Genomic DNA, 15,491 nt, shown 5'->3' with positions numbered 1-15,491 from the left:
GTGAGCCACCGCCCCCGTCCCCGCACTCCGCCCCCCGACGCGCCCCCACCCCGGCCCCGCACCCCCCACCCCGCCGATCTTGCACTTTGGGTTGCCGAAACTTCGGCCTTGCGGCATGTGTCGCCGCAGAAAGTGCAAGATCGACGAGCGCAGGGGGCGGAGGCCGGGGCGGGGTGGGGCGGGGGGTGAGCGCCGCAGGGGCCGGGGCTCACGCCGTCGGCCCCTGCGGGTCAGGCGGTCAGGGCAGGGTCCACTTCTGGTTTGCTGCGTTGAGGCAGGTCCAGAGGTGTACGGCGGTGCTGTCGGCGGAGTTGTTGCCGGAGACGTCCAGGCACTTGCCCGACGACGGGTTGCGCAGGGTGCCGTCGGACGCCGCGGCCCAGTTCTGGGCGCCGCTGCCGTTGCAGGTCCAGAGCTGGATCTTGGTGCCGTCGGCGGTGCCGCTGCCGTTGACGTCCAGGCACTTGCCGAGCGCCTTGATCGTCGAGTTCGGCGTCACGGTCCAGGTCTGCGCCGTGCTGCCGTTGCAGGTGTAGAGCTGGATCTGGGTGCCGTCGGCGGTGCCGCCGTTGCGCACGTCCAGGCACTTGCCGGCCAGGCCCTTGATCGGGCCCACCCCGGTGCTGCCACCACTGCCCTTGACCAGGGTGAAGTCGTCCAGGTCGAAGAGCCCCGTGCCGCTACCGGTGAAGGTGAGGTAGAGGTTCTGGGTGCTTGACGGAACGTTCGACAGCGCCGTGGTGACGTTGGCGTAGGTGCTCCAGCTGCCGGTGTTCGGCACCGCCACCGAGCCGAGCACCGGGCCGGTGGCCGAGCCGGTGCGTACCTGGATGGTGCCGCCCGCACCCCCGGAGACGACCCGGGCGGTGAACGAGGTGACCCCGGTCAGGTTGACGCCGTTGTACGCGGCCCAGTCACCAGGCTCGATGTAGCCGAGGGTCTGCCCACCGTTGGCGCCCGCCTTGGTGAACGCGCTGACCCCGTTGGCCGAGCTGAACGCCTCGGCCTGGATCGTGGTGTTCCCGCTCGGCGGCGGGGTGGTGCCCAACTCCTTGATCCGGATGTTACGGAAGTAGGCGTCGTCACCGGTGCCGTGGTTCTGGATGCCGATGTGGCCGGCCAGCGACCGTACCGGGTTGGTGTTGGTGAAGTCGTTGATCTTCACCCCGTTCAGGAAGATCTGCAGCCGCTCGCCCTCGACCAGCAGCTCGTACGTGTTCCACTCGCCCGGCGCGTTCAACGCCGCGTCGCGGGCGGCGATGTCGGCGGACTTGAAGGTGTAGACCGCGCCGGTGGTGCGGTCGGTCGCGTCGGTGGCGTCGATCTGGATCTCGTAGCCGTTGTCCACCGCCGACCACGGGTCACTCGACGGTGGGAACCCGATGAAGATGCCGGAGTTGTCGTCCCCGGCCAGCTTCCAGTCCAGCTTCAGCGAGTAGTTGGTGTACTGCTTCGCGTTGTACCAGAACAGCCCCATGCCGCCGACCGAGGTCAGGGTGGCGTCGGAGTTGGTGAAGCTGCCCGGACCGGCCTGTGACCAACCGGCGGTCGAGCCGTTGAAGATCGGGGTGTAGCCGGTCTCGGGCCGGCAGTCGGCCTTGCTCCGACCGGAGGCGTACCGGATGCCGCCGAGCAGGTGGTTGCGGAAGTTCGACTCCGCGTATGACGCCTGGGTGTGGCCCGCGCCGGTGTAGAAGGAGCGGCCGCCGCCGTAGCTCTTGCACCAGCTCAGCGGGTGGTCGGCGCCCATTCCGCCGCCGGAGTACGACGACTCGTCGAGGGTGGCGAGCACGTGGGCCGTCGACCGGGCGTTGGTGCGGTAGTTGTACCACTCGTCGGTGCGGGTCCAGGTCTGCGGCAGGTGCCCGGTGGCCGCGTGCCCCCGGTCCTCCACCTTGATGTTTGCCTGCTGGATCGCGGGGTGCGAGGCGAACCACGCGCCCACCAGGTTGCCGTAGAACGGCCAGTCGTACTCGGTGTCGGCCGCGGCGTGCACACCGACGTACCCGCGTCCGGAGCCGATGTACGACTCGAATGCGGTCTGCTGGCTGGCGTTGAGCACGTCGCCCGTGGTGTTGAGGAAGACGACCGCCTCGTACTGGTTGAGGTTGCTCGTGGTGAACGCGGCGGCGTCCTCGGTGGCGGTGACGGTGAAGTTGTTCGCCGCCCCCAGGTCGCGGATGGTCTGGATGCCGACCGGGATCGCGTCGTGCCGGAAACCTGCGGTCTTGGAGAAGACCAGCACGTCGTACGGGGCGTCGGCGGCACTGGCCGGGGTGGCCGGTGTGGTGCAGGCGATGACGGCGAGTGCGGCCATTGCCGCACCGAGGACGGGTCGTAGGCGTCTGCGCATATCGCTCTCCTAATTGCGGTTAGGAGGGGCCCCTCGCCTCACACTAGGCGTGGTCGAGAGGCCCCTCCCGCCAGCTCAGGGCAGGGTCCACTTTTGGTTGGCGGCTCCGCTGACGCAGGTCCACAGGTGGACCACGGTGCTGTCGGCGGAGTTGTTGCCGGAGACGTCGAGGCACTTGCCGGACGCCGGGCTGCGCAGCGTGCCGTCAGCCTGGGCGGACCAGTTCTGCGCGGCGGTTCCGTTGCAGGTCCAGAGTTGGATCTTGGTGCCGTCGGCGGTGGCACCACCCGAGACGTCCAGGCACTTGCCCAACGACTTGACCGTGGAGTTGGGGGTGACCGCCCAGGTCTGCGCGGCGCTGCCGTTGCAGGTGTAGATCTGGATCTGCGTGCCGTCGGCGGTGGCGGCGTTCCGCACGTCCAGACACTTGCCGCCCAGACCCTTGATCGCCCCGGCCCCGCCGGCCGGCGGCGTGCCGGTGACGAGGCTGAAGGCGTCCAGGTCGAAGAGCGCCCCGGTGCCCGACCCGGCGAAGGTCAGGTACAGCGTGGTCGTGCCGGTCGGGGGGTTGCTGATCGTCCCGGTGACCGTGGTGAAGGTTTCCCAGCCGCCGGTCACCGGGACCGTGGCCGAGCCGAGCACCGTGCCGGTGGCCGAGCCGGCCCGGACCTGGAGGGTGCCGCCGGCACCCGCCGAGGAGACCCGGGCGTTGAACGAGGTGACGTTGCCCAGCCGGTACGGCTGGAACGCGATCCAGTCGCCGTTGTTGATGTCGCCGACGGTCTTGCCGCCCTCGGCCGGGGTCTTGCTGAACACGTTGATCCCGGACGAGGTGCCGTAGAACTCGGCCTGGCGGTGCCGCGGCGGCAGCGTGTGCTGGGTGTGCGTGGTCAGGCCACCGGCGTCGGTGTACTCGGCGTCGAAGATCGCGAAGATGTTCGCCGCGTCGTCGTGCTCACCGTCGACCGGGATGGTGATCGTGCCGGAGCAGCCGTTCTGCGAGGTGATCTGGTGGCCGTGCTGGTCGTGGCCGAGCACGTAGGTCATCTTGACCTTCGAGCAGTCGATCGTGCCGTCCTCCGGGTCGGTCACGGTGATGCTGAACGGCACCGTGTCGCCGAAGCTGAACAACTGACCGTTGCCCGGGTTGTTGATCGTCACCGTGGGCGCGGTGTTGCCGACGTTGATCTGCACGCTGCTGCTGCCGGTGGCGCCCTGCGGGTCCCGTACCGTCAGCGTGGCGGTGTAGGTGCCGTTGGTGCTGTAGGTCTTCGTCGGGTTGGCCGCCGTCGAGGTGGTCCCGTCACCGAAGGCCCACGAGTAGGTCAACGTGCCACCCTCGGGGTCGGACGAGCCGGCCGAGGAGAAGGTCACCGCGAGCGGCGCCGCGCCGGAGGTGCGGTTGGCGCTTGCCTTCGCGGTGGGCGCCCGGTTGCCGCCGCCGACGTAGTCGAAGCGGTAGAGCGCCGAGTTGGCGTCACCGTTGAAGTAACCGGTGCCGTAGTCGAGCACGTAGTACGCGCCGTCCGGGCCGAACGCCGAGTCCATCACCTGCTTGCCGACCCAGGGGAAGGTGTCGATGGTGCCCCGGGAGCCGTCCGAGTTGACGTGGATCGGCTTGATCCAGCCCCGGCCGAACTCGGTGGCGAAGAACTGCCCGTCGAACGACTGCGGGAACTTGGTGGTGGAGGTCGACGAGGCGTCGTACCGGTAGACCGGGCCGCCCATCGGCGACTCGGAGCCGCCGCCGAACTCGGTCGGGGTGCCGGCGTCACCGGCGTACCGGATCCAGGCCGGCTGGGCGGGCGGCAGGGTGGTCCGGCCGGTGTTGCGGAACGAGTTGTTCGTCGGCCCGCCGGTGCAGTTGTACTTCGCCCCGCTGGCGTTGGTGGCGAAGTCCCACTCGTTGTACGTCTCGGTGCTGGTGTTGGTGCCGGTGCAGTACGGCCAGCCGAAGTTGCCCGGCGCGGCGACCCGGTTGAACTCCACCTGGCCGGACGGCCCGCGGGTGGAGCTGGTGGAGCCGGCGTCCGGCCCGTAGTCACCGACGTAGACGACGCCGGTGGCCTTGTCCACGCTGATCCGGAACGGGTTGCGGAACCCCATCGCGTAGATCTCCGGGCGGGTCTGGGCCGTGCCCGGTGCGAAGAGGTTGCCCGACGGGATGGAGTACGTGCCGTTCGCGTTCACCTTGATCCGCAGGATCTTGCCCCGCAGGTCGTTGGTGTTGCCGGCGCTGCGCTGCGCGTCGTACGCCGGGTTGCGGTTGGTCCGCTCGTCGAGCGGCGAGTAACCGGCCGACTCGAACGGGTTGGTGTCGTCACCGGTGGACAGGTAGAGGTTGCCGGCCGCGTCGAAGTCGATGTCGCCACCGACGTGGCAGCACATGCCCCGGTTGGCCGGGACGTCGAGCACGTCGACCTTGCTGGACTGGTTGAGCGTGAAGTCCGAGTTGAGGGTGAACCGGGAGAGGCGGTTCACCCCGTTCCAGGCCGAGAAGTCGGTGGCGGTGGCGGGCGCGTCGCCGCCGGGGGTGGAGAGCGGCGGGGCGTAGTAGAGGTAGATCTGCCGGTTGCTGGCGAAGCCCGGGTCGACGCCGACGCCCTGCAACCCCTCCTCGTCGTGGGTGTAGACCGACAGGGTGCCGATCACCGAGGTGGTGCCGTTCGCGTCGGTGCGGCGCAGGGTGCCGTTGCGGGCCGTGTGCAGGACCGAGCGGTCCGGCAGCACCGCAAGCGACATCGGCTCACCCATGTCGGCGACGCCGCGGGCCAACTCGACCTGCTGGAAGTCGCTGGCGACGATCGTGTGCGCCTGCGCGGGGGCGGAGCCGGCGGCAAGTGCGACAGTGCCGGCGGCGACCGCCAGCAGCAGTGCTGATCCGGCGGAGGACCATCGTCGGGACCGTGGTCTGGGGGCGTCCTTCATAGACATCTGTGCTGTCCCTTCCTGACGTGTGACTGCCAGGCCGGGCGCGCGCCGTCGCGCCGGATGCCGTAGCGGTGGTGGGGGGTCGATGGGTTACCGCGCCGCCGGTTCACCTCGACGAAACATTCTCGTGTTGCTCACGACACTAAGTCGCAGGTGTCGATGTGTCCATACCTTCCGGCAGTTCAGCATCAACTTTTGTCAATTTGATCGAAAGTCGCCGGTCAGGCGCGTCGATCGATCGCCTGCCCGGCCAGCGCAACAAGCGCCGCGCGGGCCTCGTCGGCAAGCACGGCGCTCTGCAGAGCGGAGAGCGCGGCCTCGGTGCGGACCCGGATCATCTGCTCGATCCGCTCCCGCGCGCCGGTCGCCTCGATGATGTCGCGCAGCTCCGCCGCGCCGTCGGCGTCCAACGCCGGGTTGCCGAACAACTCCCGCAGCCGGATGGTCTGCGGGCGGTCGGCGGCGCTGCGGGCCAGTGCCATCATGACCGTGGGCTTGCCCTCCCGCAGGTCGTCAAGGACCGACTTGCCGGTGACGGCCGGGTCACCGAACACGCCCAGGACGTCGTCGCGGAGCTGGAACGCGTCGCCAAGCGGGTCACCGAACTCGCCAAGCGCGGCGATCAGCTCCGGCCCCGCGCCGGCCAGGGCCGCGCCGATCTGCAACGGGCGGGTGACCGTGTAGCGGGCAGCCTTCATCCGGATCACGGTGAGCGCGCTGGCCACCGAGCCGTCACCTACGCCCGACACCAGATCCAGGTACTCCCCCGCGATCACCTCGGTACGCATCAGCGCGAACACGCTGTACCCCCGGTGTACCTCCTCGGTGCTCAGCCCGCACTCGTGGAACATCTGGTCCGACCAGGCCGCACAGAGGTCCCCGCAGAGCAGCGCGGTGTTGCGGCCGTACGCCTCGGGGTCGCCGCGCCACGACGAGCGGGCGTGCAGGTCGGCGAAGAGCCGGTGCACCGACGGCTCACCCCGGCGGCGGTCGCTGCCGTCCAGGATGTCGTCGTGGATCAGCGCGAACGCGTGGAACAGCTCCAGGGCCGCCGCGGCCACCACGATCGGGGTGCCGTCGGCCGCCCCGGCACCGCGCCAGCCCCAGTAACAGAAGAGCGGTCGCAACCGCTTGCCGCCGGCCAGCACGAACCGTTGGAGCGCGGTGAACACGCCCCGCGGCGCCCCGTCCGGCCAGTCCGGGCCCTGCCTGCTGAGGAACCCGGCCAGCTCCGCGTCGAAGCGTGCCCGCAGCTCGCTGGCGTCGGCGGGCGCGACGGTGACCGTCATGTCCGCTCCCCCGAGCCGCTCGCGCCGTCAGCAGCTAAGCCGGCCAGCTCCAGCAGCAGCGCCTTGACCTCGGTCGCCGCGATCGTGTCCCGGGCGGCGCTCGGGTCGGAGCAGAGCAGCACCGGGGCGTCCGCCGGGTCGTCCGGCAGCCGCCCGTGCGAGCCCCGCACCGCCTGCGCGCCGGCGTCCAGGCCGACCGCGCTCATCAGGTAACGCATGCCGAGCTTCTTGCGGGCCAGGGCCACCCCGGCGCGGGCCTTCGCGGCACCGGGGTTGGCCGGGTCGAAGAACAGCTCCGCCGGGTCGTACCCCGGCTTGCGATGGATCTCCACGAGCCGGGCGAAGTCCGGTGCCTGGGCGTCGTCGAGCCAGTAGTAGTAGGTGAACCAGGCATCCGGCTCGGCCACCAGCACCAGCTCACCGGCGCGCGGATGGTCCAGTCCGTGTGCGGCCTTGCCGTCCGCGTCGAGCACCTCGGCCACCCCGGGCAGGCCGGCGCAGAGCTTCGCCACCGCCGGCACGTCGGCCGGGTCCTTGACGTAGACGTGCGCGATCTGGTGGTCGGCGACCGCGAACGCCTTCGACGTCCACGGGTCGAGGTACTCCATGCCGGCCTGGGTGTGCACCCGCAGCAGCCCCTCGGCACGCAGCAGACGGTTGACGTCCACCGGCCGGGACACGTCGGTGATGCCGTACTCCGACAGCACCACCACCGTGGCGTCCCGCGCCCGGGCGGCGTCCAGCAGCGGGCCGAGCACCGCGTCCAGCTCGGCTGCCGCCGCGGCGGCCTGGGCCGACGAGGGACCGAAGCGTTGCAGGTCGTAGTCCAGGTGCGGCACGTAGACGAGCGTCAGGTCGGGTGACACGTCGGCGAGGATCTGCTCGGCCGCCTGGCAGATCCACGTCGACGACGGCAGCCCGGCCGTCGGTCCCCAGTAGGTGAAGAGCGGGAACGTGCCCAACCGCCCGGTGAGCGCGTCGTGCAGCTCCGGCGGGTCGGTGTAGCAGTCCGGCTCCTTGCGCCCGTCGGCGTAGTAGACCGGGCGGGGCGTGACAGTCCAGTTGACGTCCGCGCCCATGGCGTACCACCAGCAGACGTTTGCCACGGTGTAGCCGGGCTCGGCCCTCCGGGCGGCCTGCCAGAGCTTGTCCCCACCGACGAGCGCGTTGTGCTGCCGCCACAGCAGCACCTCACCCAGCTCCCGGAAATACCACCCGTTGCCGACGATCCCGTGCCCGCTGGGCGGCTCACCGGTGAGGAAGGTGGACTGCACCGAGCAGGTCACGGCGGGCAGCACGGTGCCCAGCTCGGCCTGGAAGCCGCCGTCGGCGACCCCGCGCAGTCGAGGCATGTGCTTCAGCAGTCGTGGGGTCAACCCCACCACGTCGAGCACCACCAGGCGCTGACTCATCGCTCCACTCCCATGCTCACGGATCGCTGCGGGGTCAGACCGAGGCCGACCAGTTCGTCTTGGGCGAAGGCCAGCTCCGCGGCGATGCCGGCGGCCAGCTCCGCGTCGGTGCCGGGCCGTCGTGCGGCCGGCAGCACCCCCCAGGTGTACGTCTCGACGTCGAGGTGGTCGCAGCCGGCGGCCGGGCCGTCGAAGAGCGCTCTCAGGGCTGCGCGGAGCACCGGCAGGGTCGAGCCGAGCGGCTCCTCGGGTGGGGCGTGCAGGGGTACGTGGTAGTGCACCCGCCACGGGCCGGGCAGCTCCCGGTCCAGCGCCTCGTCCAGGTCGTCGGCGGCGTACGTCGGGTCGGCCGGGTCGGCCAGGCCGGCGCACCCGGCGCCCCGGGTCTGGTGCAGGAAGCGGGGCTCCACCCACCGGCGCAACGCCTCAACCCCGCCCTCCGGGTCGGCGGCCTCCACGGCGGCCGACACCTGCACCTTCACCACCGGCAGGCCGGCCGCCCGCAGTCGGTGCAGCGCCTCGGCCGGCTCCTCCCAGGCGCAGGCCAGGTGGGCCAGGTCGAGGCAGACGCCGAGCCGGTCGGTGTCCATCCCGGACAGCAGCGCGGCCGCCTGACCGGTGCTCTCCACGACGCAGCCGGGCTCCGGCTCGAAGGCGACACGCACCTCGCGGCCGGTGTCCCGCTGCACCGTGGCCAGACCGGCGGCGAGCTGGTCCAGCCGACGCCGGGCGGCATCGGCCCGGTCGGTGTCCCACGGTCGACGCCAGGCCAGCGGCAGGGTGGAGATCGAGCCCCGGACGGCGTCGTCGGGCAGCAGGTCGGCGAGCACCCGGGCCAGGTCGAGGGTGTACGTCAGACGCTGCTCGGTGGTCCAGTCCGGGTGGTACACGTCCTGCTTCACCACCGGCGCCTGGAAGGCCGCGTACGGGAAGCCGTTGAGGGTGACCACCTCCAGCCCGCGCGCGTCCAGCTCGCTGCGCAACCGGCGGCGGAGCGTCGGGTCGGCGGCCAGCTCGGCGGCGACCGGCGCGGCCAGCCACAGGCCGAGCCCGAGCAGGTCGCTGCCGAGCGCCTCGCGCACCGGCACCGCGTAGGTGTCCAGTTGACCGAGGATGCCGGCGAGGTCCTCGGCGGGGTGCACGTTTGTGCAGTAGCCGAGGTGGACGGTCTCGCCGCCGGCATGTCGCAACCGCATCAGCTGCCGCCGCGCAGGATCGAGTTGCCGGTCTGCGGGTCCACGGCGGCGGGGTCTTCCAGGTCGCTGAGGTCGAGTCGCCCCGACTGCCCGTAGAACTCCACCGGGTTGCGCCACAGCACCGTGTCGACGTCGTCGTCGCTGAAGCCGGCCAGCAGCATCGCCTCGCCGGTGGCCCGGGTCAGCAGCGGGTCGGAGCGTCCCCAGTCGGCGGCCGAGTTGACGAGCATCCGTTCCGTGCCGTACTCCCGCAGCAGCTCCACCATCCGCTGCGGGGTCATCTTGGTGTCCGGGTAGATGGAGAAGCCCAGCCAGCAGCCGCTGTCGCGGACCAGCTTGACGGTCACCTCGTTGAGGTGGTCGACGACCACCCGACCCGTGTCGATGCCGGACTCGGCGACCACGGCGAGGGTCCGCTCGCAGCCGCGCGCCTTGTCCCGGTGCGGGGTGTGCACGAGCGCCGGCAGGTCGTACGCCACCGCCAGGGCGAGCTGCGCCGCGAACGCCTCGTCCTCCTCGGGCGTCATCGAGTCGTACCCGATCTCGCCGACCGCCACCACCGCGTCCTTGTCCAGGTAGCGGGGCAGCAGGTCGAGGACCGGACGGCAGCGCGGGTCGTTGGCCTCCTTGGGGTTCAGCGCGATGGTGGCGAAGTGGCGCACCCCGAACTGCCCGGCCCGGAACGGTTCCCAACCGATGAGCGAGTCGAAGTAGTCGGTGAACGACGCGGCGCTGGTGCGGGGTTGCCCCAGCCAGAACGCCGGCTCCACCACGGCGCGCACGCCGGCGGCGGCCATCCGTTCGTAGTCGTCGGTGGTGCGTGAGGTCATGTGGATGTGGGGGTCGAAGATGCGCATTCACGCCTCCCGGGGCAGTGCGGCGGTGAGCCGGTGGAGCAGGTCGGTGGCGTCGGCGGGCAACTCGCGGCCGGCGGCGTGCCGTTCGGCGGCAAGCGCGGCGAGCATCGCGGTCAGCTCGCTGTCGGCCCGGGTCTCCAGGTCGGCAACGGCCGCCAGGGGGACGCCGCTGAACACGCACTTGAGCACCGCCTGCCGCCAGGCTGCCGGCTTGAGGTGCCGCGCGTACGGGCCGAGCGCGGCGGCGACCAGCCGGGTGTCGTTGGTCCGGATCGCGTCGTGCAGCAGCGGAACCGCCTCGGCGCCGATCGGCAGCAGCGGCAGGGCCCGCAGCACGGCTCGTCGTTCGGCCGCGTCGCCGTGCTGGTAGAGGCTCTCGGCGTACGACGCGTGGTCACCGGGCAGGGTGGTGAGCAGCAGCACCCGGGCCGCGTCGTCGGCGGTCCAGCCGGGGGCCTCGGGCAGCGCGGCCCGACCGCAGCGTCGGCCGACGGCGGGGAAGAGCCGGGTGATCGCGGTGGGCTCGGCCGCGACCCGGCGCAGCGCCGTGTCCAGCCAGTCGGGATCGGGTACGCCTCCCAGCGCGGCCCGTAGTGAATCCGGTGTCATCCCGTCTCCTCCCTTGTGCTGCTCCCGGTGCCACGCCACCCTCTGCTCCGCACCTACATATGCACCGGGGCCTCTTTCGCGGATGGCGTCTCGTCTGGTGTCGCCGCGGCGGCCCGCAGGAACTCGATCGACCGGGCGGCCACTGCGGGTGCGGCGTGCGAGTCGCGGGGCAGCTCCACCGCGACCAGCCCCTGGTATCCGGCGGCCGCCAGGGCGGCCAGCACCGGCGGAAAGTCGATCTCGCCGACGCCGAACTCCAGGTGCTCGTGCACGCCTCGGCGCATGTCGTCGATCTGGACGTTGACCAGGTGGCCGGCGACCTCGGCGACGCACTGCGGCACCGGCCAGGGCTCCAGGCACCGGCAGTGACCGATGTCGAGGGTGATGCCGAAGCGGGCCGGGTTGTCGAGGGCGTCGTGCAGCCGACGCCAGTCGGCGATGTCCTGCACCAGCATTCCCGGCTCCGGTTCGAAGCCGACGGTGACGCCCGCGCTGTCGGCCGCGTCGACAACCGTGGCGCAGCCGGCCACCAGCCGGTCCCAGGCGCACTGCGGTGACACCGACTCGGGTCGGACGCCGGCCCAGAACGAGACCGCCTCCGCGCCCAGGTCGGCACCGATCCGCACGGCCCGGCGCAGGAACTCGACCCGCCGGGTCGGGTCGTCGTGCAGCAGCGTCGGCGCGTGCTTCTGCCACGGGTCGAGCAGGTAGCGGGCCCCGGTCTCGATGACCACCGCCAGGCCCAGCGACTCCAACCGTCGACCGACCGCGGCGACCCGGCGGGTGAGCCCGGGCGCGAACGGGTCCAGGTGGTCGTGGTCCAGGGTGAGCGCCACCCCGTCGTAGCCGAGGTCGGCGATGACGGCGAGCGCGTCGTCGAGACGGTGGTTGGCGAAGCCGTTCGTGCCGTACCCGAGACGCAGCGTCGTGGCGTCGGCGGCCGGCGCCCCCGACCGGGCCTCGGGGACGTTCACGTCGGGGAGACCTTCCGGGCCAGCCGTCGACCCAGCGGCGCGGCCGCCGCGACGGCCACTCCGAGCAGACCTGCTCCGCCCCGCGCGGTGAGGGCCCCCTGCAGGGCCGGCAGGCCGGTGATCCCGGCACCGACCGCCGCGCGGACCCGCCCGGCCGACGGGTCCCGGACCACCGCGGCCTGGGCCGCACCGTAACGGGCGGCGTACCAGCCGGCCAGCACGGCGGGCAGCACCGCGGCGACCCCGGCCGATCGGCTGCGACCCGCGGCACGGCGGACACCCGGCACGGCGACGGCGGCACTGGCGGCCACCAACGCGGTGCCGGCGAGGGTACGCATCGGCAGGGCGGCGTCGGCGCCGGTGACCTCCCGGCGGGACAGCGCGGTGACCGTCCAGGTGTGCGCGGCGACTGTTGCCGCCGCCGGCAACGCCCGGGGCATCCGGCCGCCGGACGCGCCGAGCAGCACGTCCAGCCCGCGGCAGACGGCCATCACGGCCGGGCCGGCGGCGGTGTTCTTGGCCAGCAGGTCGTACCCCCAGATGCTGGCGGCAAGCGGCACGGCGAGCGCGGCGGCGCGGCGACCGCCCACGGCGGCGGCCAGGCCCACGCCGGCGGCCGTGAGGCCCGCCGCGAGACCGACCGCGGCGGCCGAGGTGATCCGCCCGCTGGGAATCGGCCGCTCGGGCCGTTCCTCGGCGTCCAGACGCCGGTCGGCCCAGTCGTTGGCGGCCATGCCGGCCCAGTAGAGCAGCACCGAGGCACCGGCCAGAGCGGGGGTACGCGGGTTCAGCGCGCCGGCCGCCGCCGCACCGGCGATCACGTCACCGGGCACCGAGAGCGCAGCCGGCGCCCGGACCAGCTCGGCGAGATCAGCCAACGTTGTCATGGGTACCGTCCCCGCCGTCGTGCAGGTGCCGGGTGAAGGCGGTCAGCCGGGCCCACTGCTCACCCAGCGAGTGGGTGGGCGCGCCAAGCGGGTCCTTGAAGAAGAAGGCCAGGTCGGCAAGCGGCCCCACCAGCCCGGCGGCGTGTGCGGCGGCGGTGAGTCGGGCCAGGTCGAGCACCAGCGGCGCGGCCAGCGCGGAGTCGCAACCGTGCCAGGTGAACTCCATCCGCATGCCGGTGCCGAGGAAACCGCTGAAGGTGATCAGATCCCAGGCGGTCTTGAAGTCGCCAAGCTCCTCGACGTACTCGATGCGGGTGCCGCCCTGCGGGACGTAGCCAAGCGTCTCGCCGAGCACCCGCTGCTTGCTCTGCACCTTCGCCGCGTTCGCGGCCGGGTCGGCGAGGGTGGCGCCGTCGCCACCGCCGAGCAGGTTGACCCCGGACCAGGAGCCCACGGCCAGGTTGCGCATCGCGAACATCGGCGCGAGCACCGACTTGACCAGGGTCTCGCCGGTCTTGCCGTCGTGCCCTGCGTACGGCAGGCGGGCCTCCTCGGCCAGCGCGGCGAGCGCCGGCAGCCGCAGCCCGGTGGACGGGGTGAAGTCGACGTACGGGCAGCCGGCGCGCAGCGCCGCGTACGCGTAGAGGGAGCTGACCGGCAGCACCTCGTCCGGCCCGTCGAGGGCGGCGCGCAGCGCGGCCGGGTCGGCGTGCCCGGGGTGCGGTCGAGGGGACGGCTCGGTGGCGGAGACGTTGACCACCACCACCCGGTCCAGATCGTGTCGCTCGCGGAAGCTGGTCAGGTCGCCGACCACCACGGCGGCCCGGTCGGCCTGGGTGTCGCCGGTCGGTGCGGGGCGCAACTCCTGCTCGACCACGCCCAACTCGTCGCGGAGCGCGGCGACCAGCCGCCAGGGGATGACACCGGCGTCGGCAAGCGCCTCGGCGCGCTTGCACAGCGGGGTGGTGGCCACGTCGTGCCCGCCGAAGACCAGATCGGCGAAGGCCGGCAGGGCCGGACCGCGCAGCTCGGGAAGCTCTGTGACACAGCCGGTGGGCCCGGCCAGGCCGGCCCGCAGCGCGAGCGCCCCGACGATGCTGGTGGTCGCGACGGACCCGCGCGCTCCTACCAGCCAGACACCTGTTCGCATGGTGCTCCTTCCCCGTCCACGAGGAACCGTCGGTACTGCTAAATATAGGAATATCAGAATATGTTTCGGAAAGATACGGGCCGGTTTCGGAAAGTTTCGGGCCGGGTGGATGGGCCCCGTCCGCTCGCCCCGCACCGGAACAGCACCGGCTTCCGACGTCGGCGTCGGCGGCGACGACGCCGGACCGGATCCCGGCAGGTGCGAGCAGACGGGGCTGGTAGGCAGGGTCGGGTCGGCGTCTCGACCCTGCCTCCCCCGCATCCGGCCGGTCGGGGCATTGGTCTGCCCCGGCCGGGCGTCTCAGGCCGCCGCGCCCACCGCGACACCGACCGAGCCACGACCCGCCGGAGACCGGCGAACGGGCGCGGAACGAATGAGGGCGGCGGCGGGCGGTGTCATCAGGTCCTCCGGAACGTCACCGGTGGTGGCGGTCCTCCGGTGCGGCCGGGGAATCCCGGTCCGGTCGCACCGGACGACCGTCCTGCTCGTGCGCCACCGGGCCGTACGGCCCGGCCGCACGCTCTCCGGTGCCGACCCTCGTCCCGGCCACGGGGCGCAATCCGTGGCTGGTCCCTCGCCGGTCGGCGTCGGAAAGCTGGTCGGGCGACGGCGGTGCGGACACCACCGTCGCGGATGGTCACGGTCAGACAGCCGCCGCGGTCAGCGTCGGTGCCACCTCGGCCCAGGAGGAGCCGAGCTCCGCCGAACGGGCCACCGCGTCCAGCACCAGCTGGACCTGCAACGCGTCGGCGAAGGACGGAGTCGGGTCGACACCTGTGGCGACCGCCTCGATGAAGTCGCGCATCTCGTGCGTGAACGAGTGCTCGTAGCCGATGATGTGGCCCGGGGGCCACCACGCCGACATGTACGGGTGCTCGCCCTCGGTCACCAGGATGCGGGTGAAGCCCTGCTCGGCGGCCGGCCGGGTGGCGTCGTAGAACTCCAGCTCGTTGAGGCGCTCGAGGTCGAAGACCACGCTGCCCAGCGAACCGTTGATCTCGACGCGCAGCCCGTTCTTCCGCCCGGTGGCAAACCGGCTGGCCTCGTACGTGGCCAGGGCGCCACCGTCGAGCCGCGCCACGAAGACCGCGGCGTCGTCGACGGTGACCGGTCCGGTGGGCGCCGTGTTGCCGTCCACCGAAGCCGCCAGCCCGCTCGACTCTGCCGGCAACGGCCGCTCCTTGACGAAGGTCTCGGTGACCGCGCTGACGCCGCTGATCCGCTGACCCGTGACGAACTGGGTCAGGTCGATGATGTGCGCACCGATGTCACCGAGCGCGCCGGAGCCCGCCCTGTCCTTCTGTAACCGCCAGACCAGCGGGAACTGCGGGTCCACGATCCAGTCCTGCAGGTACGTCGCACGGACGTGTCGAATCACCCCGAGCCGTCCGTCGGCGACCAACTGGCGCATCATCGTGACCGCGGGGACCCGGCGGTAGTTGAACCCGCACATCGACCGCACTCCGGCGGCCCGGGCGACGTCCGCCGCGGCGGTCATCGCCCGTGCCTCCTCGACCGTGTTGGCCAACGGCTTCTCGCACAGGACGTGCTTGCCTGCGGCCAACGCGGCGAGAGCGATCTCGGCGTGACTATCGCCCGGGGTGCAGATGTCGACGACGTCGATGTCGTCCCGGTTGATCAGGTCACGCCAGTCCGTGGTGTACGCGTCCCAGCCGAGCGTGTCGGCGGCATCGGCCACCTTCGCGGTGTCTCGGCCGCAGATCAGCGCCATCCGGGCCCGCGCCGGCACGTCGAACACGCGGTTCACGGTGCGCCACGCCTGTGAGTGCGCGGCGCCCATGAACGCGTAGCCGACCATGCCGATCCGCAGTT

General features: G+C 71.9%; 12 protein-coding genes. All 12 read right to left on the bottom strand.

Features of this window, described 5'->3' with window-relative positions:
- Window positions 1-238 precede the first annotated feature (238 nt).
- The 12 genes from ACWER9_RS20280 to ACWER9_RS20225 all read right to left on the bottom strand — a co-directional run bounded on the left by ACWER9_RS20280 (window position 239) and on the right by ACWER9_RS20225 (window position 15,477).
- Window positions 239-2,353 carry a ThuA domain-containing protein gene (locus ACWER9_RS20280; protein WP_452303296.1) on the bottom strand — a complete coding sequence of 705 codons (2,115 nt, stop codon included), beginning with the start codon at window positions 2,351-2,353 and terminating at the stop codon, window positions 239-241.
- 75 nt (window positions 2,354-2,428) lie between these two features.
- On the bottom strand, window positions 2,429-5,287 hold the full coding sequence (locus ACWER9_RS20275; protein ID WP_452303295.1) for a PQQ-dependent sugar dehydrogenase: 2,859 nt from the start codon (window positions 5,285-5,287) through the stop codon (window positions 2,429-2,431).
- Window positions 5,288-5,505: 218 nt separating this feature from the next.
- Window positions 5,506-6,573, bottom strand: a complete 1,068-nt coding sequence (locus ACWER9_RS20270) for a polyprenyl synthetase family protein (RefSeq protein WP_452303294.1) — start codon at window positions 6,571-6,573, stop codon at window positions 5,506-5,508.
- Window positions 6,570-7,985 carry an alkaline phosphatase family protein gene (locus ACWER9_RS20265; RefSeq protein ID WP_452303293.1) on the bottom strand — a complete coding sequence of 472 codons (1,416 nt, stop codon included), beginning with the start codon at window positions 7,983-7,985 and terminating at the stop codon, window positions 6,570-6,572. Before ACWER9_RS20265 ends, ACWER9_RS20270 begins: the two co-directional genes overlap by 4 nt.
- Window positions 7,982-9,181 carry a metabolite traffic protein EboE gene (gene eboE, locus ACWER9_RS20260; RefSeq protein ID WP_452303292.1) on the bottom strand — a complete coding sequence of 400 codons (1,200 nt, stop codon included), beginning with the start codon at window positions 9,179-9,181 and terminating at the stop codon, window positions 7,982-7,984. The genes ACWER9_RS20265 and eboE overlap by 4 nt, the downstream gene beginning before the upstream one ends.
- On the bottom strand, window positions 9,181-10,038 hold the full coding sequence (locus ACWER9_RS20255) for a TatD family hydrolase (RefSeq protein WP_357845432.1): 858 nt from the start codon (window positions 10,036-10,038) through the stop codon (window positions 9,181-9,183). The genes eboE and ACWER9_RS20255 overlap by 1 nt, the downstream gene beginning before the upstream one ends.
- Complete coding sequence (locus ACWER9_RS20250) at window positions 10,039-10,647, bottom strand: EboA domain-containing protein (protein ID WP_452303291.1); 609 nt, start codon at window positions 10,645-10,647, stop codon at window positions 10,039-10,041.
- A gap of 53 nt (window positions 10,648-10,700) precedes the next feature.
- Window positions 10,701-11,621: a sugar phosphate isomerase/epimerase family protein gene (locus ACWER9_RS20245; protein WP_452303290.1), complete on the bottom strand. Its 921-nt coding sequence runs from the start codon at window positions 11,619-11,621 to the stop codon at window positions 10,701-10,703.
- Entirely contained in the window at window positions 11,618-12,508 is an 891-nt protein-coding gene (locus tag ACWER9_RS20240; protein WP_452303289.1) for an SCO3242 family prenyltransferase, read from the bottom strand. The genes ACWER9_RS20245 and ACWER9_RS20240 overlap by 4 nt, the downstream gene beginning before the upstream one ends.
- Complete coding sequence (locus ACWER9_RS20235) at window positions 12,492-13,658, bottom strand: inositol-3-phosphate synthase (RefSeq protein WP_452303288.1); 1,167 nt, start codon at window positions 13,656-13,658, stop codon at window positions 12,492-12,494. Before ACWER9_RS20235 ends, ACWER9_RS20240 begins: the two co-directional genes overlap by 17 nt.
- 415 nt (window positions 13,659-14,073) lie before the next feature.
- On the bottom strand, window positions 14,074-14,208 hold the full coding sequence (locus ACWER9_RS20230; protein ID WP_452303287.1) for a hypothetical protein: 135 nt from the start codon (window positions 14,206-14,208) through the stop codon (window positions 14,074-14,076).
- Between the two features lie 93 nt (window positions 14,209-14,301).
- A complete protein-coding gene (locus ACWER9_RS20225) occupies window positions 14,302-15,477 on the bottom strand; it encodes a Gfo/Idh/MocA family protein (RefSeq protein WP_452303319.1) in 1,176 nt (391 codons plus the stop codon).
- Window positions 15,478-15,491 lie beyond the last annotated feature (14 nt).

The sequence above is a fragment of the Micromonospora sp. NPDC003944 genome (genome assembly GCF_053605225.1).
Note: the sequence above shows the minus strand (reverse complement) of the source record. Positions and strands in the feature narration are given on the sequence as shown.